The organism is Streptomyces sp. NPDC093225 (assembly GCF_044753805.1).
Taxonomy (GTDB): Bacteria; Actinomycetota; Actinomycetes; order Streptomycetales; family Streptomycetaceae; genus Streptomyces.
Genome location: NZ_JBIVNX010000038.1, coordinates 55,849 through 77,337 on the forward strand (window position 1 = coordinate 55,849; position 21,489 = coordinate 77,337).

18 protein-coding genes are annotated in these 21,489 nt (G+C 73.4%); 15 read left to right on the plus strand and 3 right to left on the minus strand.

Annotation, left to right across the window (positions count from 1 at the left end):
- Positions 1–177 precede the first annotated feature (177 nt).
- From ACIQCH_RS28310 to mutM, 9 genes are all read left to right on the plus strand, one after another.
- Positions 178–1,887: a DAK2 domain-containing protein gene (locus ACIQCH_RS28310; protein WP_402585407.1), complete on the plus strand. Its 1,710-nt coding sequence runs from the start codon at positions 178–180 to the stop codon at positions 1,885–1,887.
- A gap of 92 nt (positions 1,888–1,979) precedes the next feature.
- Positions 1,980–4,184: an ATP-dependent DNA helicase RecG gene (recG, locus tag ACIQCH_RS28315; protein WP_402585409.1), complete on the plus strand. Its 2,205-nt coding sequence runs from the start codon at positions 1,980–1,982 to the stop codon at positions 4,182–4,184.
- Between the two features lie 99 nt (positions 4,185–4,283).
- The gene (gene rsmD, locus ACIQCH_RS28320) at positions 4,284–4,868 is read left to right on the plus strand and encodes a 16S rRNA (guanine(966)-N(2))-methyltransferase RsmD (RefSeq protein ID WP_402585411.1); all 585 of its coding nucleotides are present in this window, start codon (positions 4,284–4,286) and stop codon (positions 4,866–4,868) included.
- Between the two features lie 26 nt (positions 4,869–4,894).
- The gene (gene coaD, locus ACIQCH_RS28325) at positions 4,895–5,374 is read left to right on the plus strand and encodes a pantetheine-phosphate adenylyltransferase (RefSeq protein WP_402585413.1); all 480 of its coding nucleotides are present in this window, start codon (positions 4,895–4,897) and stop codon (positions 5,372–5,374) included.
- 130 nt (positions 5,375–5,504) lie between these two features.
- Positions 5,505–6,590: an ATP synthase F0 subunit B gene (locus ACIQCH_RS28330; protein ID WP_402585439.1), complete on the plus strand. Its 1,086-nt coding sequence runs from the start codon at positions 5,505–5,507 to the stop codon at positions 6,588–6,590.
- A gap of 146 nt (positions 6,591–6,736) precedes the next feature.
- The gene (locus ACIQCH_RS28335) at positions 6,737–7,375 is read left to right on the plus strand and encodes a YceD family protein (RefSeq protein WP_402585440.1); all 639 of its coding nucleotides are present in this window, start codon (positions 6,737–6,739) and stop codon (positions 7,373–7,375) included.
- A gap of 2 nt (positions 7,376–7,377) precedes the next feature.
- Positions 7,378–7,551 carry a 50S ribosomal protein L32 gene (rpmF, locus tag ACIQCH_RS28340; RefSeq protein ID WP_030195083.1) on the plus strand — a complete coding sequence of 58 codons (174 nt, stop codon included), beginning with the start codon at positions 7,378–7,380 and terminating at the stop codon, positions 7,549–7,551.
- Between the two features lie 19 nt (positions 7,552–7,570).
- Positions 7,571–8,398 carry a ribonuclease III gene (rnc, locus tag ACIQCH_RS28345; RefSeq protein WP_402585415.1) on the plus strand — a complete coding sequence of 276 codons (828 nt, stop codon included), beginning with the start codon at positions 7,571–7,573 and terminating at the stop codon, positions 8,396–8,398.
- Positions 8,399–8,563: 165 nt separating this feature from the next.
- Complete coding sequence (gene mutM, locus ACIQCH_RS28350) at positions 8,564–9,424, plus strand: bifunctional DNA-formamidopyrimidine glycosylase/DNA-(apurinic or apyrimidinic site) lyase (RefSeq protein ID WP_402585417.1); 861 nt, start codon at positions 8,564–8,566, stop codon at positions 9,422–9,424.
- An 85-nt stretch (positions 9,425–9,509) separates the two neighbouring features.
- Here the strand turns inward: mutM and ACIQCH_RS28355 are convergent, their stop codons facing one another.
- Positions 9,510–9,944: a winged helix-turn-helix transcriptional regulator gene (locus ACIQCH_RS28355; RefSeq protein WP_402585419.1), complete on the minus strand. Its 435-nt coding sequence runs from the start codon at positions 9,942–9,944 to the stop codon at positions 9,510–9,512.
- A gap of 112 nt (positions 9,945–10,056) precedes the next feature.
- Here ACIQCH_RS28355 and ACIQCH_RS28360 point away from each other — a divergent pair, with 112 nt between their 5' ends.
- The gene (locus ACIQCH_RS28360) at positions 10,057–10,659 is read left to right on the plus strand and encodes a flavodoxin family protein (RefSeq protein WP_402585421.1); all 603 of its coding nucleotides are present in this window, start codon (positions 10,057–10,059) and stop codon (positions 10,657–10,659) included.
- Between the two features lie 97 nt (positions 10,660–10,756).
- Here the strand turns inward: ACIQCH_RS28360 and ACIQCH_RS28365 are convergent, their stop codons facing one another.
- The gene (locus ACIQCH_RS28365; protein WP_402585423.1) at positions 10,757–11,683 is read right to left on the minus strand and encodes a CAP domain-containing protein; all 927 of its coding nucleotides are present in this window, start codon (positions 11,681–11,683) and stop codon (positions 10,757–10,759) included.
- A gap of 177 nt (positions 11,684–11,860) precedes the next feature.
- On the opposite strand from ACIQCH_RS28365, the gene ACIQCH_RS28370 reads away from it, so the two are divergent.
- From ACIQCH_RS28370 to ACIQCH_RS28385, 4 genes are all read left to right on the plus strand, one after another.
- Positions 11,861–12,142, plus strand: coding sequence for an acylphosphatase (locus ACIQCH_RS28370; protein WP_402585425.1), 282 nt, complete (start codon positions 11,861–11,863; stop codon positions 12,140–12,142).
- A gap of 364 nt (positions 12,143–12,506) precedes the next feature.
- On the plus strand, positions 12,507–12,719 hold the full coding sequence (locus ACIQCH_RS28375; protein ID WP_030195093.1) for a hypothetical protein: 213 nt from the start codon (positions 12,507–12,509) through the stop codon (positions 12,717–12,719).
- A gap of 299 nt (positions 12,720–13,018) precedes the next feature.
- Entirely contained in the window at positions 13,019–16,753 is a 3,735-nt protein-coding gene (locus ACIQCH_RS28380; protein ID WP_402585427.1) for an AAA family ATPase, read from the plus strand.
- A 237-nt stretch (positions 16,754–16,990) separates the two neighbouring features.
- Positions 16,991–18,421: a sugar porter family MFS transporter gene (locus ACIQCH_RS28385; RefSeq protein ID WP_402585429.1), complete on the plus strand. Its 1,431-nt coding sequence runs from the start codon at positions 16,991–16,993 to the stop codon at positions 18,419–18,421.
- Between the two features lie 143 nt (positions 18,422–18,564).
- On the opposite strand, the gene ACIQCH_RS28390 is transcribed toward ACIQCH_RS28385, so the two are convergent.
- A complete protein-coding gene (locus tag ACIQCH_RS28390; RefSeq protein WP_402585431.1) occupies positions 18,565–19,551 on the minus strand; it encodes an LLM class flavin-dependent oxidoreductase in 987 nt (328 codons plus the stop codon).
- 190 nt (positions 19,552–19,741) lie between these two features.
- Between ACIQCH_RS28390 and ftsY the strand changes: the two genes are divergently transcribed.
- Positions 19,742–20,974 (plus strand): signal recognition particle-docking protein FtsY, encoded by a 1,233-nt coding sequence (gene ftsY / locus ACIQCH_RS28395; protein ID WP_402585433.1) that lies wholly within the window; start codon positions 19,742–19,744, stop codon positions 20,972–20,974.
- The last annotated feature ends 515 nt before the right edge of the window (positions 20,975–21,489 follow it).

The following is a 21,489-nucleotide window of genomic DNA, read 5'->3' on the forward strand; positions in this document are numbered from 1 at the left end:
ATTGCCGGGGGTACGGCCCGATTTTCATCGGGCAACCGGAGCAGCATACAACGGCGGCTCCCGTTCCCGGAAACTATACCTCCCAGCCCGCGACGACCCCCACGGCCCCCGGGGTCGCCGCCCTCCCGCTTCGTTACCCTGCGGAGCAGACCCCCGCCCGCCAAGGAGGAACGCCCGGTGCCGCACGTGCCGCACACCCTCGACGCCGATGCGGTCCGCACCTGGAGCTCCCTGGCGGTGAGCGCACTCGGGCGCGCCCGCGAGGAGATCGACGCGATCAACGTGTACCCGGTCGCCGACGGGGACACGGGCACCAACCTGCTCCTGACCGCCGAGGCGGCCGCCGGGGCCGTCGAGGAGGTCTTCGCCGCCGCCGCGGGGGCGCCGTCCCTCCAGGAGTGCGTACGGGCCTACGCCCGCGGCGCGCTCATAGGCGCCCGCGGCAACTCGGGGACGATCCTGGCCCAGCTGCTGCGCGGCATGGCCGACGTCCTGGCCGCCGATCCCGGCATCCCCGGCACCTCCGTCACCTCGGTCGCCACCGCCGCACCCGAGGTCCCCGCCGGGCCCGAGGCCCGCGAGGCGGACGCCGCCCGGTCGCTGGCCGCGGCCCTGGCCCGCGGTGCCGAGTCCACCTACGAGGCCGTGGCCCACCCCGTCGAGGGCACCATGCTGACCGTGGCCGCGGCCGCCGCCACCGCCGTCCGGGCCGTCGGCGACAGCCCCGCCGCCGTCGCCCGGGCCGCCTACGACGCGGCCCTGGCCGCCCTCGAGCACACCCCCGAGCAGCTGGCCGTCCTCGGCCGGGCCGGGGTCGTCGACGCGGGCGGCTGCGGGGTGGTCGCCGTGCTCGGCGCCCTGTGGGAGGCCCTGTCCGGGCAGCACCCCGCGCCCGGCCCCGTCCTCGCCCCCGGTGCCGCGCCCGGGTCGGCCGCCGGCCCGGCCGTCGGCCCCGAGCCGTGCTCCCACGAGGGCGAGGACGGCCCCGGCTACGAGGTGACCTACCTCCTCGACGCCCCCGAGGGGGCGGTCGGCGCGCTCCGCGACCGGCTCGACGGACTCGGCGACTCCCTCGTCGTGGTCGGCGGCGAGGGCCTGTGGAACGTCCACGTCCACGTCGACGACCCCGGTGCCGCCGTCGAGGCCGGCGTCGAGGCCGGCCGCCCGTACCGCATCCGGATCACCCACTTCGGAGACCAGCGCGCCCGGGCCCGCGCCGAGCGCGTCCAGCGCGCGGTCGTCGCCGTCGTCCCCGGCGAGGGCCTGGCCGGGCTCTGCCGCGAGGCCGGGGCCACCAGCGTCCTCGCGCCCGCCGGGGAGCCGCCCACCGCCGCCGCCCTGCTGGACGCCGTGCGCCGCGCGCACGCCCGCGAGGTCGTACTGCTGCCCGGCGACGCCTCCGCACGCGGCCCGGCCGCCGCCGCGGCCGAACGGGCCCGCGCCGAAGGCGTCCGGGTCGCCGTCGTCCCCACCCGGTCCGCCGTGCAGGGCCTGGCCGCCCTCGCCGTGCACGACCCGGACGGCAGCTTCGACGAGGACGTCGTCGCCATGACCGCCGCCGCCGGCGCCACCCGCTACGGAGAACTCGCGGTCGCCGAGCGGGAGTCGCTGACCTCCGCCGGCTTCTGCCAGGCCGGGGACGTGCTCGGCCTGATCGACGGCGACGTGGCCGTCATCGGCACCGCCCTGCCCGACACCGCCGAGGCCGTGCTCGCCCGCATGCTCGGCTCCGGCGGCGAACTCGTCACCCTCGTCCTCGGCCCCGAGGTGCCCGACGCCCTCGCCGAGCGCCTGGAGGCCTACGTCCGCGAGCGGCACCTGGCCGTCGACACGGCCGTCTACCGCGGCGGCCGGCACTCCGCACCGCTGCTCATCGGCGTCGAGTAGGCGGCGAGAAGGCGGCGAGAAGGCGGCGAGAAGGACCGCACCGGGCCGGGACGGGCCCGCCACGGGCGGGACTGTCGGCGCGATGGTGTGCAATGGAACACGTGCCCGCGCTCGACGAACCCCTCAAGAAGTCGCTCGGCCCCGCCACCGCCAAGGTGCTGGCCGAGAACCTCGACCTGCACACGGTCGGCGACCTGCTCCACCACTACCCGCGCCGGTACGCCGAGCGCGGGGAGCTCACCCCGCTCGCCGAGCTCGGGGAGCAGCTCGACGAACACGTGACGGTGGTCGCGCAGGTCGCCGACGCCCGCGTGCACACCTTCAACGGCGGTCGCGGCAGACGCCTGGAGGTGACCATCACCGACGGGTACGGCCGGCTCCAGCTGGTCTTCTTCGGCTCCGGCGTGCACAAGCCGCAGAAGGACCTGCTGCCCGGCAGCCGCGCCATGTTCGCGGGCAAGGTCGGGATGTTCAACCGCCGGCTCCAGCTGTCCCACCCCGCGTACGAGCTGCTCGGCGCCGACGCCGGCGACTCCGCGGTGGACGCCTTCGCCAACCAGCTCATCCCGATCTACCCGGCCTGCGCCAAGCTGGAGAGCTGGAAGATCACCAAGGCCGTCGACGCGGTGCTGCCCAGCGCCACGGACGCCGCCGACCCGCTGCCGCCCGCGCTGCGCGAGGGCCGCGGGCTGCTCACCCTCCCCGACGCCCTCCTCAAGGTCCACCGCCCGCGCACCAAGGCCGACATCGCCCAGGCCCGCGACCGCCTCAAGTGGGACGAGGCGTTCGTCCTCCAGGTCGCCCTGGCCCGCCGCCGGTACGCCGACACGCAACTGCCCGCCGTCCCCCGGGAGCCCGCCCCCGACGGGCTCCTCGACGCCTTCGACGCCAAGCTCCCCTTCACCCTCACCGAGGGCCAGCAGCAGGTCTCCCGGGAGATCTTCGACGACCTCGCCACCGCCCACCCCATGCACCGCCTCCTCCAGGGAGAGGTCGGAAGCGGAAAGACGATGGTGGCGCTGCGGGCCATGCTGGCGGTGGTGGACTCCGGGGGACAGGCCGCGATGCTGGCGCCCACCGAGGTGCTCGCGCAGCAGCACCACCGGTCGGTCACCGAGATGATGGGCGAGCTCGCCGAGGGCGGGATGCTCGGCGGGTCCGAGCGGGGCACCAAGGTCGTGCTGCTCACCGGGTCGATGGGCGCGGCCGCGCGCCGGCAGGCGCTGCTGGACCTCGTCACCGGCGAGGCCGGCATCGTCATCGGCACCCACGCACTGATCGAGGACAAGGTGCAGTTCCACGACCTGGGCCTGGTCGTGGTCGACGAGCAGCACCGCTTCGGCGTCGAACAGCGCGACGCGCTCCGCTCGAAGGGCAAGCAGCCGCCGCACCTGCTGGTGATGACCGCCACGCCCATCCCGCGCACGGTCGCGATGACGGTCTTCGGTGACCTGGAGACCTCCGTGCTCGACCAACTCCCGGCCGGCCGCTCGCCGATCGCCACGCACGTCGTCCCCGCCAAGGACAAGCCGCACTTCCTGGCCCGGGCCTGGGAGCGGGTCCGCGAGGAAGTGGGGAAGGGACACCAGGCGTACGTGGTCTGCCCCCGCATCGGGGACGAGGAGGACGAGAAGAAGGGCGGGAAGAAGGCGGCCGGGTCCGCCGAGGACGAGGCCGAGAAGCGGCCGCCGCTCGCCGTCCTGGAGACCGCCGACGGGCTGCGCACCGGGCCGCTGGCCGGCCTCGTGGTGGAGGTGCTGCACGGCCGGATGGACCCGGCCGACAAGGACGAGGTCATGCGCCGGTTCGCGGCCGGCGAGGTGCACGTGCTGGTCGCCACCACCGTCATCGAGGTCGGCGTCAACGTGCCCAACTCCACCGTGATGGTGATCATGGACGCGGACCGGTTCGGCGTCTCCCAGCTCCACCAGCTGCGCGGCCGCGTCGGCCGCGGCTCCGCCCCGGGACTGTGCCTGCTGGTCAGCGAGATGCCCGAGGCCAGCCCGGCGCGCGCCCGGCTGGCCGCCGTGGCCGCCACCCTCGACGGGTTCGAGCTGTCCCGCATCGACCTGGAGCAGCGCCGCGAGGGCGACGTGCTCGGCCAGGCCCAGTCCGGAGTCCGCTCCTCGCTGCGCATGCTGGCCGTCATCGAGGACGAGGAGATCATCGCCCAGGCCCGCGAGGAGGCCGCCCGGACGGTGGCCGCCGATCCCGAGCTGGCGCACCTGCCGGCGCTGCGCACCGCCCTCGACGCCCTGCTGGACGCCGAGCGGGAGCAGTACCTGGAGAAGGGCTGACGCACCCCGGGCCGGACCCGCGGGCGGCCGCCGGCCCGGCCACCAGCGCCTATCGTGGACTCGCCCGTCCGTTCCCCACCCCAGAAGGGCCCGACTCAGATGACCCGCGTGATCGCCGGAGTGGCCGGCGGCCGCCGACTGGCCGTGCCCCCCGGCACCGGCACCCGCCCCACCTCCGACCGGGCGCGCGAGGGACTGTTCTCCACCTGGGAGTCCCTGCACGGCCCGCTGGCCGGGGCGCGCGTGCTCGACCTGTACGGCGGATCCGGCGCGGTGGGCCTCGAAGCGCTGTCCCGGGGCGCCGTCCACGCCCTGCTCGTGGAGGCCGACCCGCGCGCCGGCCGGACGATCCGGGACAACATCCGCTCGCTCGGGCTGCCGGGCGCCGAGTTCCGCGCGGGCCGGGCCGAGCAGGTCGTGACCGTGCCCGCGCCGGGCGAGCCGTACGACTTCGCCTTCCTCGACCCGCCGTACGTCGTCACCAACGAGGATCTTGGCGAGATCCTCCTCACACTCCGGGCCCAGGGCTGGCTCGCGGACGACGCGCTCGTCACCGTGGAGCGCAGTACACGAGGCGGGGAGTTCCCGTGGCCCGGCGGATTCGAGCCGCTGCGGTCGCGGCGCTACGGCGAGGGGACCCTTTGGTACGGTCGCGCCGCCTCCAGCAGGGAAGAGCCGTCATGACCGGGCCTTTGAACGAGGGAGTTCGCGTGCGCCGCGCCGTCTGTCCGGGGTCGTTCGACCCCATCACCAACGGGCATCTCGACATCATCGGACGGGCCGCGAAGCTGTACGACGTCGTACACGTGGCCGTCATGATCAACCAGTCCAAGAAAGGGCTGTTCACGGTCGAGGAGCGGATCGAAATGATCCGCGAGGCCACGGCCGACTACGGGAACGTCGAGGTCGAGGCCTTCCACGGCCTGCTCGTCGACTTCTGCAAGCAGCGCGAGATCCCCGCCATCGTCAAGGGCCTGCGCGCGGTCAGCGACTTCGACTACGAGCTGCAGATGGCCCAGATGAACATCGGCCTGTCGGGCGTCGAGACGCTGTTCGTCCCGACCAACCCGACGTACAGCTTCCTGTCCTCCTCGCTGGTCAAGGAGGTCGCGACCTGGGGCGGCGACGTCTCCCACCTGCTGCCGCCCACGGTCAACGCGGCCCTGGTGCAGCGGCTCGCCGAGCGCTGACGCGACGGCCGCCCGCAGGCCCCGCCCGCCCCACCGTTCCTGACTGTCCGTCAGTCGGTGTCGGGCGGGGCCCGGGTGGCCGTACAGTCGTCCCGTCCGTACCGGAACCACCCAGAGAGTGCGAGCACAGGTGGACGTGCAGAAGAAGCTCGACGAGATCGTCGAGACGGTGGCCGGCGCCCGGTCCATGCCCATGTCGGCCTCGTGCGTGGTCAACCGCGCCGAGCTGCTCGCCATGCTCGAAGAGGTGCGCGCGGCCCTGCCCGGCTCCCTCGCCCGGGCGCAGGAGCTCATCGGAGGCCGCGACCAGCTCGTCGAGCAGGCCCGCCAGGAGGCGGACCGGATCATCGAGTCGGCGCACGTCCAGCGCGGCACGCTGATCTCCGACACCGAGGTGGCCCGCCGGTCCCAGGCCGAGGCCGACCGGATCCTCACCGAGGCCCGCCGCGAGGCCGAGGAGATCCGCGCCGACGCCGACGACTACGTCGACAGCAAGCTGGCGAACTTCGAGGTGGTCCTCACCAAGACCATCGGCTCGGTGGACCGCGGCCGCGAGAAGCTCCTGGGCCGCGGCCCGGGCCTGGACGCGGACGGCTTCTCCGACCTGGACGCCCCCGAGCGCAGCCACGACCCCGAGACGCTGCGCCGGCAGGCGGACGAGTACGTCGACACCAAGCTCGGCGCGTTCGAGGCGGTGCTCAGCAAGACGCTGGAGGCCGTCGGCCGGGGCCGCCAGAAGCTGGTGGGCCGGGTGGCCACCGACGAGCTGGGCGAGCACATCGCCGCCCAGGACGCGGCGGCGGACCCGCGGGCCGCGACCAGCGACGCGGACTTCCTGGCGGGGCTCGCCGACCCGGCGGCGCCGGTGGCGGCCATCCCGGCCCAGGCCGGGGCCCCCGAGCAGCCGTCCTACGCGCCCCCGCAGGACCCCTACGCCGGGTACGGCACGGACGGGTACGCCACCGGCTCGTACGGCACCGACGGCCACGGCTACGGGTACGGCCAGCAGGACCCGTACCAGCCGCAGTACCAGGACCGTACGGACGCCTACGGCTACCAGCCCGACCCGTACGGCTACCAGCAGCACGAGCAGCACCCGCCGCAGCCCGCACAGGCCCCGTCCCACGCCGCGCTCGACGAGACCAGCCTCTTCGACACGAGCATGATCGACATGAACCGCTTCCGGGAGTACGAGCAGGGCCGCACCCAGCCGTGACGGGCCGGTTTGGGCCCTGACGGAGGGGCCCGGTATCCTGTCTCTTCGGTCGCGCATATCGCGACGCGATCCATGCTGCCCGCGGCAGCCCCGCACCGGGGCGGAGCGGCAGCAGCCCCCCAGCTAGTCCGAAAGCAGGAACGGCCCTGAGCACCCGCCTCGACCACCGCAACCCCCTCGTGTTCGACACGCGCGAGCTGGGTCGGCGTCCTGGTGCCATGCACAAGGTGTCCCGGACCGTCTCCGCCCCGGGCGACCTCGGCCTCGCCGGTGTCATCGCAGTGCCGGAAGGCGCGTCGATGCAGCTCGGCCTGCGCATGGAGTCGGTCATGGAAGGGGTCCTTGTCACAGGGATCACCGTGGCTAAGGCCGTGGGGGAGTGCGTAAGGTGTCTGGAGCCGCTGGAGCTCACGCTCAACGCGCGCTTCCAGGAACTGTTCTCGTACCCTGACGCCGATGCCCGGGGCCGCCTCAAGGCGGAGCCGGACGACGACGCCGATGACGACGAGGACAGGTATTTCCTCGAGGACGACCTGTTCGACCTCGAGCCCGTGCTGCGGGACGCGGTGGTGCTCGCACTGCCGTCGCAGCCGGTGTGCCGGGAGAACTGTCTCGGACTGTGCCCCGAATGCGGGCTCAGCCTGAACGACGACCCGGACCACCACCACGACGCCGTCGACATCCGTTGGGCGGCACTGCAGGGACTCGTCGTGACCGATCAGGACGACGAGAAGGACAACATGAGCGGCGCCGCGGACGGCGTCGACGAGAAGCAGGAGAAGTAGCCGTGGCTGTTCCGAAGCGGAAGATGTCGCGCAGCAACACGCGCCACCGCCGGTCGCAGTGGAAGGCTGCGGTCACCCCCCTGGTTTCGTGTGAGCGTTGCCAGGAGCCGAAGCAGCAGCACATCGCGTGCCCGAGCTGCGGCACCTACAACAAGCGCCAGGTCCTCTCGGTCTGAGCGGCTGGTGAGAGGCGCAATGTCTGAGGTTGCCGGCGCTAAGAAGCAGGCAGACAGCAGCAACGCGGCCTCGTCCCACACGCTTCTGGAAGGGCGGCTCGGCTATCAGGTCGAGTCCGCCCTTCTGGTGCGTGCGCTGACCCACCGTTCGTACGCGTACGAGAACGGCGGTCTGCCCACCAACGAGCGGCTGGAGTTCCTCGGGGACTCCGTGCTGGGCCTGGTGGTCACGGACACGCTGTACCGCACCCACCCCGACCTGCCCGAGGGCCAGCTGGCCAAGCTGCGGGCCGCGGTGGTCAACTCGCGTGCACTGGCGGAGGTCGGCCGCGGCCTCGAACTCGGCTCCTTCATCCGGCTCGGCCGGGGCGAAGAGGGCACGGGCGGCCGGGACAAGGCCTCCATCCTCGCCGACACCCTTGAAGCGGTGATCGGCGCGGTCTACCTCGACCAAGGTCTCGACGCGGCCTCGGAGCTGGTCCACCGGCTCTTCGACCCGTTGATCGAGAAGTCTTCGAACCTCGGTGCCGGACTGGACTGGAAGACCAGCCTCCAGGAGCTCACCGCGGCCGAGGGCCTCGGCGTTCCGGAGTACCTCGTCTCCGAGACGGGACCGGACCACGAGAAGACCTTCACAGCTGCCGCCCGCGTCGGTGGTGTCTCGTACGGCACCGGCACCGGCCGCAGCAAGAAGGAAGCTGAGCAGCAGGCCGCCGAGTCCGCATGGCGCGCGATCCGCGCGGCTGCGGACGAGCGCAAGGCGGCCGAGGCCGCCGCGGCCACGGCTCAGGTGGCGGCGAAGGGCGGCGGGGCGCCGACACCCGCTGCCGACGCCTCCGCCGGCTGAGCTTCCTTCGCGTAGCGATCCGCCCGCCCCCTCCCGAGGGGGCGGGCGGTGCTGTTTCCGGGGCCCGGGGTCCCCGGGCGGCACCGTGACCGTTCCGGCGCACGGCCGGCGGGTCCGCGCGCGCCGGTAGGCTGCTCGCAGGACCGTTCCACCCGAGGAGACGCGTTGCCCGAGCTGCCCGAGGTCGAAGTCGTACGGCGCGGACTGGAGCGCTGGGTGGCGGGGCGGCGCATCGCCCAGGTCGAGGTGCTGCACCCGCGGGCCGTACGCCGGCACCCGGCCGGCGGGGCCGACTTCGGCGCCCGCCTGGTCGGCGAGACCCTCGGCGTGCCGCAGCGGCGCGGCAAGTACCTGTGGCTGCCGCTCGAAGGCCGCGGGTTCTCCGTCCTGGGCCACCTCGGCATGAGCGGTCAGCTGCTGGTCCAGCCCGAGCGGGCGCCCGCCGAGAAGCACCTGCGCATCCGGATCCGCTTCGACGACGCCGCCGGCACCGAGCTGCGCTTCGTGGACCAGCGCACCTTCGGCGGGCTCTCGCTCCACGAGAACACCCCGGACGGGCTGCCCGACGTCATCGCGCACATCGCGCGCGACCCCCTCGACCCGCTGTTCGACGAGACGGCGTACCACCTGGCCCTGCGCGCCAAGCGCAGCACCGTCAAGCGCGCCCTGCTCGACCAGTCCCTGATCAGCGGCGTCGGCAACATCTACGCCGACGAGGCGCTCTGGCGGGCCCGGCTGCACTACGAGCGACCCACCGCGACCCTGACCCGGCCCAGGAGCGCGGAACTCCTCGGGCACGTGCGGGACGTCATGAACGCCGCCCTCGAGGTCGGCGGCACCAGCTTCGACAGCCTCTACGTCAACGTGAACGGCGAGTCGGGCTACTTCGACCGCTCCCTGGACGCCTACGGGCGCGAGGACGAGCCCTGCCACCGCTGCGGCACCCCGATACGCAGACGGCCCTGGATGAACCGGTCCAGCTACTTCTGCCCGCGCTGCCAGCGGGCCCCGCGCCCCGGGGCCTGACCCACCGGGGCCCGACGGACCCCGCGACCAGGTCCCCGGCCCGACGGACCCGGCGACCCGGTCTCCCGGGACCGGCGGTCGTCCGTCAGCCGGCCGGGTGCTCCGCGTCGTACCGCTCGCGCGCCGCCATCACCGACGGCATGTCCTCCTCCACGAGGTGGATCAGGGCCAGCAGCCGCTCCGCGACGCGCCGGCCCAGCGGGGTGAGCTCGTAGTCCACCCGCGGCGGGTTCACCGGCTGCGCCTCGCGGTGCACGATCCCGTCGCGCTCCAGTGCGTGCAGCGTCTGGGACAGCATCTTCTCGCTCACGCCGTCGACCCGGCGGCGCAGCTCGTTGAACCGGCACGGGCCCTCGTACAGGGCCCCCACGGTCAGGCTGCCCCAGCGCCCGGTCACGTGCCCGAGGGTCTCCCGGGACGGACAGGCCTTGGCGAAGACGTCGAACGGCAGGTCCTCGGCCCCGCGGCACGCCTGTCCGTCGGCCGTCGGCCCCGCGGTGATGGTCTCCACGCTCTCCATGCCCTCCAGGGTACTCCCGTTAGCCCTCCCGAGGTAAGCGCCATCTCCAGGGTTGCGCTTTCCAAAAGTTAGTGCTTACCTTTTCTCACCGCAGTCCACCTGAGGAGAAGCCGTGAGCACCGCCCACACCCCCGTCATCTCGATCGCCTACCACTCCGGCTACGGCCACACCGCCGTCGTCGCCGAGGCCGTCCGCAACGGCGCCGCCGACACCGGTGCGACCGTCCACCTCATCAAGGTCGACGAGATCGACGACGCCCAGTGGGCCCTGCTGGACGCCTCGGACGCGATCGTCTTCGGCTCCCCGACGTACATGGGCACCGCCTCGGGCGCCTTCCACGTCTTCGCCGAGGCCACCTCGAAGCGCTGGTTCACCGACCAGTGGGCGGACAAGCTGGCGGCCGGCTTCACCAACTCCGGCTCCAAGAGCGGCGACAAGCTGCACACCCTGCAGTTCTTCCAGACGCTGGCCGCCCAGCACGGCATGCACTGGGTGAACCTGGGCCTGAAGCCGGGCTGGAACTCCACCACCGGCTCCGAGAACGACCTGAACCGCCTCGGCTTCTTCTCCGGCGCCGGCGCCCAGACCAACTCGGACGAGGGCCCGGACGCCGTCCACAAGGCCGACATCGCCACCGCCGAGCACCTGGGCAAGCGCGTCGCCGAGACCGCCCGCCTGTTCGCGGCCGGCCGCGCCGCCGTCGCCGCGGCCTGAGCACCGACCGGCACCCCCGTACGTCCGCGGACGCCCCCGGCACCGAGAAGGTGCCGGGGGCGTCCGCGTACGTACGGCCCCGTGTCGGGGCGCTGCCTCAGAAGCCGAAGTCCTGGGTCCACCAGGGGCCGCCGGGCGCGAGGTAGACGCCGACGCCCAGGGTGCGGAACTCGCAGTTGAGGATGTTCTCGCGGTGGCCGGGGCTGTTCATCCAGGCCGCCATGACGGCCGCCGCGTCGCCCTGGCCGCGGGCGATGTTCTCGCCGCCCAGGCCCCCGATGCCGACCGCGTTCGCGCGGTCCCACGGGTTCCTGCCGTCGGGGTCGGTGTGGTCGAAGAAGCCGCGGACGGCCATGTCCTTGCTGAAGGCCCCGGCGAGGGCCGCGAGCGGAGGGTTCTGCCGCACCGGGCCGCAGCCGGCCCGGGCCCGCTCCTGGTTCACCAGCGTCAGCACGGCCGCCTCGACGGCGGACGCGGACTCCTGCACCGGCGCCTCGGCCGTGCGCGACGGGGTCGGCACGACCCGCTTCGGCGCGGCCTCCTTCGGCGCGGCCTCCTTCGGCGCGGCGGCCCTCGTCTCCTTCGGCGCCGCCTTCGGGGTCTCCTTCGGGGTCGCCTTCACCGGGCTCGGCTTCGGGGAGGGCTTCGCGGAGGCGCTCGCGGACGGGCTGGGGGAGGCGGAGGGGGAGGCCGAGCGGGTCGGCCCCTCCGCCTTGCTCCTGGCCTTGGTCCCGGTCGCCGAGGCGCCGCTGTCCGCCAGGCTCTTCAGCCCGCCCGGGTGGCGGACCTGCTCGGTGACGGTCGGGGCCGCGTGCGAGGGGGTCGAGGAGGCGGCCGACCGGGCCGTCACCTTGGTGTCGGAGTCGCCGTGCCCGCCGAGGATGAAGTTCGTGTCGACGGGGACCAGCCCGGACGTGACCGCGGCCGCCCCGAGGGCGACGGCGGCGGTGACCCCGAGCAGGCCGGTACGTACGGGGGCGTTTCCCTTTCCGCGCGGGGGGCGCGGACTCCGGTGGCGTCCCATCGGCAGTGCCTTCCTTGCCTTCGCGTCCGCACACTCGGGGGCCCGAAGGCCTTGGGGCGCGTACGCGGTGATCCTTTACTCACCCAAACGGGTGAGAGGTATTGCTGCGCGACTGTACCGGCATGCGGGCGAGGGGGCGATGTGCTCGGGACGGGGCCGGACGGATAGCGTTCGCGCATGACTGAAGAGGTGCGGATGACCGCCTGGGTGCGCGGCCGTGTTCAGGGAGTGGGCTTCCGCTGGTTCACCAGGGAGAACGCGATGACCATCGGAGGGCTCAAGGGATTCGCCCTCAATCTCGACGACGGCCGGGTGCAGGTGGTGGCCGAGGGTCAACGTGAGAATTGCCACCGGCTGCTCGAATGGCTTCGATCTTCGGACACGCCCGGGCGGGTCGACGGAGTGACGGAGATATGGGGGGCGCCGCGGGGCGGTTACGACGGCTTCGCGATCCGCTGATCACGAAGGGTGAAGACCTCTTGCCGATCAGGCCCGAGCGTGGAAGGCTCGAGGTGAGGATGATCTCAGCGGTCCCCTGCCGCCGGACGTGTCGCGAGCCCTTCGCGCCGGTGCTGCCACTCCGGACCTGCGCAGATGATCTCCTGGCCGCTGCGGAGGGCCGGTTCGCCCGCCGATACAGGGCGTGATCGTGTTGACCGTCAAACTTTTTGGTGAGACGCTGGAAGCCCCGCGCACCTTGGCTGTTTGGCAGTGCTGTCAGGAGAACCGCAGTGACGCGAAGGCACTGCCGGACACCGCGGGTGCGAATCCCTCACGACCCACACCGCTTCGGTCGGTCACTCAGTGTGGAGGACCATCCATCATGGCAAAGGCGCTTCTCGGTTACGTCGGCGGTTCCGACCCGCGACTCCTCGCCGAGATGCGACGGCTTCAGCAGCGCGTCCAGGACCTCGAGTCCGAGCTCGTACGGATCCAGTCCGAGAACGACGCGCTGACGGCCGCCGCGCAGCAGGGAGAATCGCTGCTGGACAGCATCGACATCGACGTACCCAAGGCGGAGCCTGCGCTCACCTGATCAATACGAGCCGCACGTTCGCTGTCATCTACTCCCGCGTGATCTCTCCGCGTGATCCGTAACGGACGCGATCCGTACGGGGCCTTCTGCGCACGGGCTGCGTACGGGTTTGTCCGTCACGGCGCGCGGGTTATGCAAGGGACGCTTCGGCGTCCCTTCTTTCTTTCTCTTTCCCCGCGCCGCCCTTTCGCCCGGACGGCTCGTGGCTGTCCTCCGTACGGGGGCCGGATTCTTTTAACGTCTGATGTGCCCTGCACCTTCATGGGTGAAACCGGAAGTGAAAGGTAGAGTCCGGCGGCGTGCACCTCAAGGCCCTGACCCTCCGCGGATTCAAATCCTTCGCCTCCGCCACGACACTGCGTTTCGAGCCGGGAATCACCTGTGTCGTGGGCCCCAACGGCTCCGGCAAGTCCAACGTCGTGGACGCGCTCAGCTGGGTCATGGGGGAGCAGGGCGCCAAGTCGCTGCGCGGCGGCAAGATGGAGGACGTCATCTTCGCCGGCACCACCGGGCGGCCGCCGCTCGGCCGCGCGGAGGTCTCGCTGACCATCGACAACTCCGACGGCGCCCTGCCGATCGACTACGCCGAGGTCACCATCACCCGGATCATGTTCCGGGGCGGCAGCAGCGAGTACCAGATCAACGGCGACACCTGTCGGCTGCTCGACATCCAGGACCTGCTCTCCGACTCCGGCATCGGCCGCGAGATGCACGTCATCGTCGGACAGGGACAGCTCGACTCCGTCCTGCACGCCGACCCGATGGGCCGCCGGGCCTTCATCGAGGAGGCCGCCGGCGTCCTCAAGCACCGCAAGCGCAAGGAGAAGGCGCTCCGCAAACTCGACGCGATGCAGGCGAACCTCGCGCGCGTCCAGGACCTGACCGAGGAACTGCGCCGGCAGCTCAAGCCGCTCGGCCGGCAGGCGGCGGTGGCCCGGCGGGCCGCCGTCATCCAGGCCGACCTGCGCGACGCGCGGCTGCGGCTGCTGGCCGACGACCTGGTGACGCTGCGGGCCGCGCTGGCCGCCGAGGTCGCCGACGAGGCCGCGCTCAAGGAGCGCAAGGAGGCCGCCGAGGCCGAACTGGCGAAGGCGCTGCGCCGTGAGGCCGAACTGGAGGAGGCCGTGCGGGAGCTGGCGCCGCGGCTGCGGCAGGCCCAGCAGACCTGGCACGAACTGTCCCAGCTGGCCGAGCGGGTGCGGGGCACCGCGTCGCTGGCCCAGGCCCGGGTGCGCAGTGCGACCGCGCCGGCGGAGGAGGAGCGGCGCGGCCGCGACCCCGAGGACATGGAGCGCGAGGCCGCCCGGATCCGGGAGCAGGAGGCCGAGCTGACGGCCGCGCTGGAGGCCGCGGAGCGGGCCCTGGAGGACACCGTCGCCCACCGTGCCGAACTGGAGCGCGAACTGGCCGTGGAGGAGCGGCGGCTGAAGGACGTCGCGCGGGCCGTCGCCGACCGGCGCGAAGGGCTCGCGCGGCTCAGCGGTCAGGTGGCCGCCGCCCGCTCGCGGGCCGCGGCCGCGCAGGCCGAGATCGACCGGCTCGCCCAGGCGCGGGACGCGGCGGCCGAGCGGGCGGTGACCGCACAGGAGGAGTACGAGGAACTGCGGGCCGAGGTCGAGGACCTGGAGGCCGGCGACACGTCGCTGGGGGAGGAGTACGAGGCGGCCCGGGAGGCCCTCGCCGCGGCGGAGGCCGAACTCGGCGCGGCCCGCGAGGAACTGGCCGGGGCGGAGCGCTCGCGGGCGGCGGTGGCGGCCCGCCGCGAGGCCCTCGCGCTGGGGCTGCGGCGCAAGGACGGCACGGGTGCGCTGCTGGCGGCCCGGGACCGGCTCGCCGGCGTGCTCGGTCCGGCCGCCGAACTGCTGTCCGTCGCACCGGGGTACGAGATCCCGGTCGCGGCCGCGCTGGGGGCCGCCGCCGACGCCCTCGCCGTCGCCGACCCGGCGGCCGCGGCGGCTGCGCTGCGGCACCTGCGCGACGGCGACGCCGGCCGCGCGACGCTCCTGATCACCGGCCGCCCGGCCGAAGCCGCCCGCCCCGCCGGCGCCGTACCGGCCCAGCACGGTCCCGGCGGGCCGGTTGGGCCGGTTGGGCCGGGCGGAGCGCCGGCGCCGGTCGGTGTGCCGCTCGTCGGAGGCGGAGCCGAGGGGGAGCCCCCCCACCCCGCGCCCGAAGCCGCGTCGGCCGGGGCGGCGCCGGGCCGGGGCGGCCCGTGCGTGGCCGAGCTCGACGGGGCGCCGGGGGTCGGCGAGTTCCTGGCGGGGCCCGCCGGCGTGGTGGCGGCCGCGCGGTGGGTGGTGCGGGACCACGTCGTCGTACCCGGACTCGACGAGGCCGAGGCGCTGGTGCGCGAGCGGCCCGGGGTCGTGGCGGTCACCGAGGACGGGGACGTCCTCGGGGCGCACCTCGCGCACGGCGGTTCCGCCGGCGCACCGAGCCTCCTGGAGGTCCGGGCGGCCGTGGACGAGGCCGCCGCGGAGCTCGCCCGACTGGACGAGCGCTGCGCGGGGCTGACCGTGCGCCGGGAGGAGGCCACGGCGCGGCGGGCCGAGTGCGCCGCGCGGGTGGAGGAGCTGGGCCGGCGCCGGCGCGCGGCGGAGAAGGAACGGTCCGGCCACGCACAGCAACTCGGCCGGCTCGCCGGGCAGGCCCGGGCGGCCGCGGGCGAGGCCGAGCGCAGCGCCGCCGCGACCGCCAGGGCCCGGGACGCCGTGGAGGAGGCCCTGGCCCAGGCCGAGGAACTGGCCGAGCGGCTCGCCACGGCCGAGGAGACGCCGGTCGACGAGGAGCCGGACCACGCGGTGCGCGACCGGCTCGCCGCCGACGGGGCCAACGCCCGGCAGACCGAGATGGAGGCCCGGCTCCAGCTGCGCACCCACGAGGAGCGGGTCAAGGGCCTGGCCGGCCGGGCCGACGCCCTCGACCGCGGCGCCCGCGCCGAGCGCGAGGCCCGGGCCCGGGCCGAGCAGCGCCGCGCCCGCCGCCGGCACGAGGCCGACGTGGCCTCGGCCGTGGCCGACGGCGCGGGCCAGCTGCTGCGCCACATCGAGGTCTCCGTCGGACGCAGCGCCCGTGAGCGCGACGCCGCCGAGCGGGCCAAGGTCGTGCGCGAGCAGGAGCTGGCCCGGGAACGCGACCGCGGCCGCGGCCTCAAGGGCGAACTCGACAAGCTCACCGACTCCGTCCACCGCGGCGAGGTGCTCGGCGCCGAGAAGCGGCTGCGCATCGAGGCCGTGGAGACCAAGGCCCTGGAGGAGCTGGGCGTCGAGCCCGCCGGCCTGGTCGCCGAGTACGGTCCCGACCAGCCGGTACCGCCCTCGCCGCCCGCCGAGGGGGAGGTGCTGCCCGAGGACCCGGAGCACCCGCGCAACCGCCCGGGACCGTTCGTGCGCGCCCAGCAGGAGAAGCGCCTGAAGGCGGCCGAGCGCGCCTACCAGCAGCTCGGCAAGGTCAACCCGCTCGCGCTGGAGGAGTTCGCGGCGCTGGAGGAGCGGCACAAGTTCCTGAGCGAGCAGCTGGAGGACCTCCGCAAGACCCGGGCCGACCTGCTTCAGGTCGTGAAGGAGGTGGACGCGCGGGTCGAGCAGGTCTTCACCGAGGCCTACCGCGACACCGCCCGGGAGTTCGAGGGCGTGTTCTCACGGCTCTTCCCGGGCGGCGAGGGCCGCCTCGTCCTCACCGATCCCGACGACATGCTGACCACCGGCGTGGACGTCGAGGCGCGCCCGCCGGGCAAGAAGGTCAAGCGGCTGTCGCTGCTGTCGGGCGGCGAGCGCTCGCTCACCGCGGTCGCGCTGCTGGTGTCGATCTTCAAGGCGCGGCCGAGCCCGTTCTACGTCATGGACGAGGTCGAGGCGGCCCTCGACGACACCAACCTCCAGCGGCTGATCCGGATCATGCAGGAGCTCCAGGAGAGCTCGCAGCTGATCGTGATCACGCACCAGAAGCGCACGATGGAGGTCGCGGACGCGCTCTACGGGGTCTCGATGCAGGGCGACGGCGTCTCGAAGGTCATCAGCCAGCGGCTCCGGTGAACCTCGGGGCGCGCCGGACCTCCGGATCACTTCTGTTCAAGTCTTGAATGAAAGTGCCTATGAGATACGGCGGGGGCGACCCTTGGCTGGGTATTGACTTAAAAAACTGAACACATAGGCTTCCGTGCGCTGCCCCTCGTCTTCAGATGCGCGCGATCTTGAGCTGTGCGCCACTGGTATCGGACGACGACACACCCCACCCGCCCGCCGCCGCAGCCGGGCACGCAGGAGCACACCTTGACCAGCACAGCGCAGGAGCCCGCGTCGGGCCCCGGCCGGGCGTCCGCACCCGACCACCTCGGCCACGTCATCTTCATCACGGCGGCCGCGGCCATGGGCGGTTTCCTCTTCGGCTACGACAGCTCCGTCATCAACGGCGCCGTCGTGGCGATCCGGGAGCGCTTCGACATCGGCTCGGAGGCCCTCGCCCAGGTGATCGCCGCCGCGCTGATCGGCTGCGCCATCGGCGCCGCCGCCGCGGGCCGGCTCGCCGACCGGATCGGCCGCATCCGCGTGATGCAGATCGCCGCCGTGCTGTTCAGCGCCAGCGCCATCGGCTCGGCCCTGCCGTTCGCCCTGTGGGACCTCGCCATGTGGCGCGTCATCGGCGGCTTCGGCATCGGCATGGCCTCCGTCATCGGCCCCGCGTACATCGCCGAGGTCTCGCCGCCCGCCTACCGCGGCCGCCTGGCCTCGTTCCAGCAGGCCGCCATCGTGACCGGCATCGCCATCTCCCAGCTGGTCAACTGGGGCATCCTCAACCTCGCCGACGGCCAGCAGCGCGGCACGATCGGCGGGCTGGAGGCCTGGCAGTGGATGCTGGGCGTCATGGTCGTCCCGGCCGTGATCTACGGCCTGCTGTCCTTCGTGATCCCCGAGTCGCCGCGCTTCCTGATCTCGGCCGGCCGCGAGGAGGCGGCGAAGAAGGTCCTGCGCGAGGTCGAGGGCGAGCGGAGCGACGTCGACGCGCGCGTGGCGGAGATCCGCACCGCGATGCACTCCGAGGTCAAGTCCACCTTCAAGGACCTGCTCGGCGGCCGCTTCGGCCTGCTGCCCATCGTCTGGGTCGGCATCGGGCTGTCCGTCTTCCAGCAGCTCGTCGGCATCAACGTGATCTTCTACTACAGCTCCTCGCTGTGGCAGTCCGTGGGCATCGACCCGAGCAGCTCGTTCTTCTACTCCTTCACCACGTCGATCATCAACATCATCGGCACCGTGATCGCGATGATCTTCGTGGACCGGATCGGCCGCAGGCCGCTCGCCCTGATCGGCTCCGCCGGCATGGCCGTCTCCCTCGGCGTCGCCGCCTGGGCCTTCTCGTACAAGACCGACGTCGGCGGCGAGATCTCCATGCCCGAGACCCAGGGCACCATCGCCCTGGTCGCCGCGCACTCCTTCGTCCTCTTCTTCGCCCTCTCCTGGGGCGTGGTGGTCTGGGTGCTGCTCGGCGAGATGTTCCCCAACCGCATCCGGGCCGCGGCCCTCGGTGTGGCCGCCGCCGCGCAGTGGATGGCCAACTGGGCCATCACCGTCAGCTTCCCGACCCTGGCCGACTGGAGCCTGTCGGGCGCCTACGTGATCTACACCTGCTTCGCCGTGCTCTCGATCCCGTTCGTCCTCAAATGGGTGCCGGAGACCAAGGGCAAGGCGCTGGAGGAGATGGGCTAAACCCCCGCCGGCCCCTCTCCTCGTACCAAGGACGCTGCCCCGGACCGCCGATCGGTCCGGGGCAGCGCCACGTCGTCCGGTCGGCCCGGGCGCCCGTACGCGCGCGTCCGGCCCGCGGCACGTGCCCGGCGGGCCGGCCTGCTTCAGGCCTTGAGTGCGGGCAGCACCCGCTCGCACATTAGGTGCAGGCTCCGCCAGCCCTCGTCCACCGGCATCCCGCCGCACAGCGGGTGCAGCACGAAGTTCCCCGCCTCGCCCGCCCCGCGCGCGTACGCCACCGCCTCCTCCGGCGCCAGGATCCGGTAGACCCCCTCGGCCCGCAGCTCCTCCACCGTGCGGGCGCCGGACCGCACCGCCGAGCGGATGTCCTTGGACTGCCAGGAGGCGTAGGTCCCCGCCTCGTGCAGGAAGTGCTTCCCGTACGCCGCCCACGCCCGGTCCGGGTCCTCGGCGATGTGCAGCAGCGGCGTCTGCTGCGCGGGCATCATGCAGAAGCCCTCGGTGCCGTACTCGGCGAGCCGCTCCCCGTAGTACGCCTCCAGCTCCGGCAGGTGCGCGCTCGGGAAGAACGGGAGCCCGAGCCGGGCCGCCCGCCGCGCGGCGGCCTTCGAACTGCCGCCCACCAGCAGCATCGGGTGCGGCCGGGTGAAGGGCACCGGCGTCACCTTCACCGTGCGGCCCCGGAACTCGAAGGGCTCGCCGGTCCACGCCTTCAGCAGCGTCTCCAGCAGCTCGTCCTGGAGCCGGCCGCGCCGCCCCCACTCCACCCCGTGCTGCTCGTACTCCTCGGGCCGGTAGCCGATGCCCGCCACCGTCACCAGCCGCCCGCCGCCGATCAGGTCCAGGACGGCGATGTCCTCGGCCACCTTCAGGGGGTCGTGCAGCGGGCCGATGATCGCCGAGACGGTCACCGCGATCCGCCGGGTCGCGCCGAGGACCGCGCCGGCGAAGGTGAAGGGGGAGGGTAGCCAGTTGTTGTCCGTGCCGTGGTGCTCCTCGGTCTGGACGGTGTCGATCCCGCGGTCGTCCGCGTACCGGGCCATCTCCACCGCCGCCTGGTAGCGGGCGGCGAGGGTCTCGGGGGTGCCGTCGGGGTCGACGAGGTTGAACCGGGCCACGGTGATGGGCATGGGAAGTCCCCCTCCGCCGGATGTGGGTGGCGAAGGGGGACGGTAGCTGACGTCACGTCAGTTGCACAGGGTCCCGGCGGGCCGTCGACGGAGGCGGCCGGCCCTGTAGGAAAACACAGGGCCACGGGGCTCCGCGGGCCCGGCGCGCGCCCCACGGGTGGGTGGCGGGGTCACGCATACTGAAGCGGTTATGGAAATCCTGATTCTCGCTGTAGTCATCGCCCTGGTCGCGGTCGGCGCGATCGCGGGGCTCGTGGTCAGCAGCCGCAAGAAGAAGCAGCTGCCGCCCTCGGCGCCGACGGTCACCCCGACCATCACCGCCCCGCCCGCCGAACCGCAGGTGGGCGAGGACGCCGTCGAGACGGCGGAAGAGCCACGCCGCACGATCGAGGAGGTCGACCTCCCCGACGCCGGCACCGCCGCCCCCGAGGCCCCGGTCACCGTCGAGGAACCGGTCACCGCGGAGGAGGCCGAGGCCGCCCCCGCGATCGAGGTGCCGGAGCCCACGGCCGGCCGCCTGGTCCGGCTGCGCGCCCGCCTCGCCCGCTCCCAGAACTCGCTCGGCAAGGGCCTGCTGACCCTGCTCTCGCGCGAGCACCTCGACGACGACACCTGGGAGGAGATCGAGGAGACCCTCCTCGTCGCCGACGTCGGCGTCGCCCCCACCCAGGAGCTGGTCGACCGGCTGCGCGAGCGGGTCAAGGTGCTCGGCACCCGTACCCCCGACGAGCTGCGCACCCTGCTGCGCGAGGAGCTCGTCGCCCTCATCGACCCCGCCATGGACCGCTCCCTCAAGACCGAGAGCGGCCTGGAGACCCCGGCCGTCGTGATGGTCGTCGGCGTCAACGGCACGGGCAAGACCACCACCACCGGCAAGCTCGCCCGCGTGCTGGTCGCCGACGGCCGCAGCGTCGTCCTGGGCGCGGCGGACACCTTCCGTGCCGCCGCCGCCGACCAGCTGCAGACCTGGGGCGAGCGCGTGGGCGCCCGCACCGTGCGCGGCCCGGAGGGCGGCGACCCGGCGTCGATCGCCTTCGACGCCGTCAAGGAGGGCATCGCCGAGAGCGCCGACGTCGTCCTCATCGACACGGCCGGCCGCCTGCACACCAAGACGGGCCTCATGGACGAGCTCGGCAAGGTCAAGCGCGTCGTCGAGAAGCACGGCCCGCTCGACGAGGTCCTGCTCGTGCTCGACGCCACCACCGGCCAGAACGGCCTCGTGCAGGCTCGTGTGTTCGCTGAGGTCGTGGACATCACCGGCATCGTGCTGACCAAGCTCGACGGCACCGCCAAGGGCGGCATCGTCGTCGCGGTCCAGCGCGAGCTCGGCGTCCCCGTCAAGCTCGTCGGCCTCGGCGAGGGCGCGGACGACCTGGCGCCGTTCGAGCCGGGCGCCTTCGTGGACGCCCTGATCGGCGACTGATCCGCCGGCCCCTCCCGTACGACGAGGAACGCCCCGCGCGACACATCGCGCGGGGCGTTCGGCGTGTCGGTGGGGGGCGGGCCGACCTCCCGATCCACCGGGTTCGGGCGGACCTCAGCCGCCGCCCCGTGGTGTGTGGGTCCCCTCGGCGCTTGACGGGGCATGGCCTGCGGGCCCTGCGGCAGGCCCACCCCTGGGGCAAGGGGGCTCCGCCCCTGGCCTTCGGCCACCCCAGGCCCGGGCCCGCCTCCGGACCAGCCTGCCATGCCCCGTCAAGCGCCTCCCCCACACACCACGGGGCGGCACTCCCGCGAGATGGTGCACGGGGTCGGGGCTCCCGGGCTCGCGGCGCCGGGCGGCACACCTTCGGCAGACGCTGACGCGGGGCTGCCGGATCCTTGGCGATGCCGGGCGGGTCGTGTGGTGTGTGGGGGAGGTGCTTGAGGCGTCGTGGCAGGCTGGTCCGGAGGCAGGCCCGGGCCGGAGGTGGCCGAAGGCCAGGGCGAAGCCCCGAA

Bases quoted from the DNA above. Each gene is read 5' to 3' on its own strand.
- recG (WP_402585409.1), top strand. From the start codon at position 1,980: ATGGAACACGTGCCCGCGCTCGACGAACCCCTCAAGAAGTCGCTCGGC.
- rsmD (WP_402585411.1), top strand. From the start codon at position 4,284: ATGACCCGCGTGATCGCCGGAGTGGCCGGCGGCCGCCGACTGGCCGTG.
- rnc (WP_402585415.1), top strand. From the start codon at position 7,571: ATGTCTGAGGTTGCCGGCGCTAAGAAGCAGGCAGACAGCAGCAACGCG.
- ACIQCH_RS28355 (WP_402585419.1), bottom strand. From the start codon at position 9,944: ATGGAGAGCGTGGAGACCATCACCGCGGGGCCGACGGCCGACGGACAG.
- ACIQCH_RS28365 (WP_402585423.1), bottom strand. From the start codon at position 11,683: ATGGGACGCCACCGGAGTCCGCGCCCCCCGCGCGGAAAGGGAAACGCC.
- ACIQCH_RS28370 (WP_402585425.1), top strand. From the start codon at position 11,861: ATGACTGAAGAGGTGCGGATGACCGCCTGGGTGCGCGGCCGTGTTCAG.
- ACIQCH_RS28375 (WP_030195093.1), top strand. From the start codon at position 12,507: ATGGCAAAGGCGCTTCTCGGTTACGTCGGCGGTTCCGACCCGCGACTC.
- ACIQCH_RS28390 (WP_402585431.1), bottom strand. From the start codon at position 19,551: ATGCCCATCACCGTGGCCCGGTTCAACCTCGTCGACCCCGACGGCACC.
- ftsY (WP_402585433.1), top strand. From the start codon at position 19,742: ATGGAAATCCTGATTCTCGCTGTAGTCATCGCCCTGGTCGCGGTCGGC.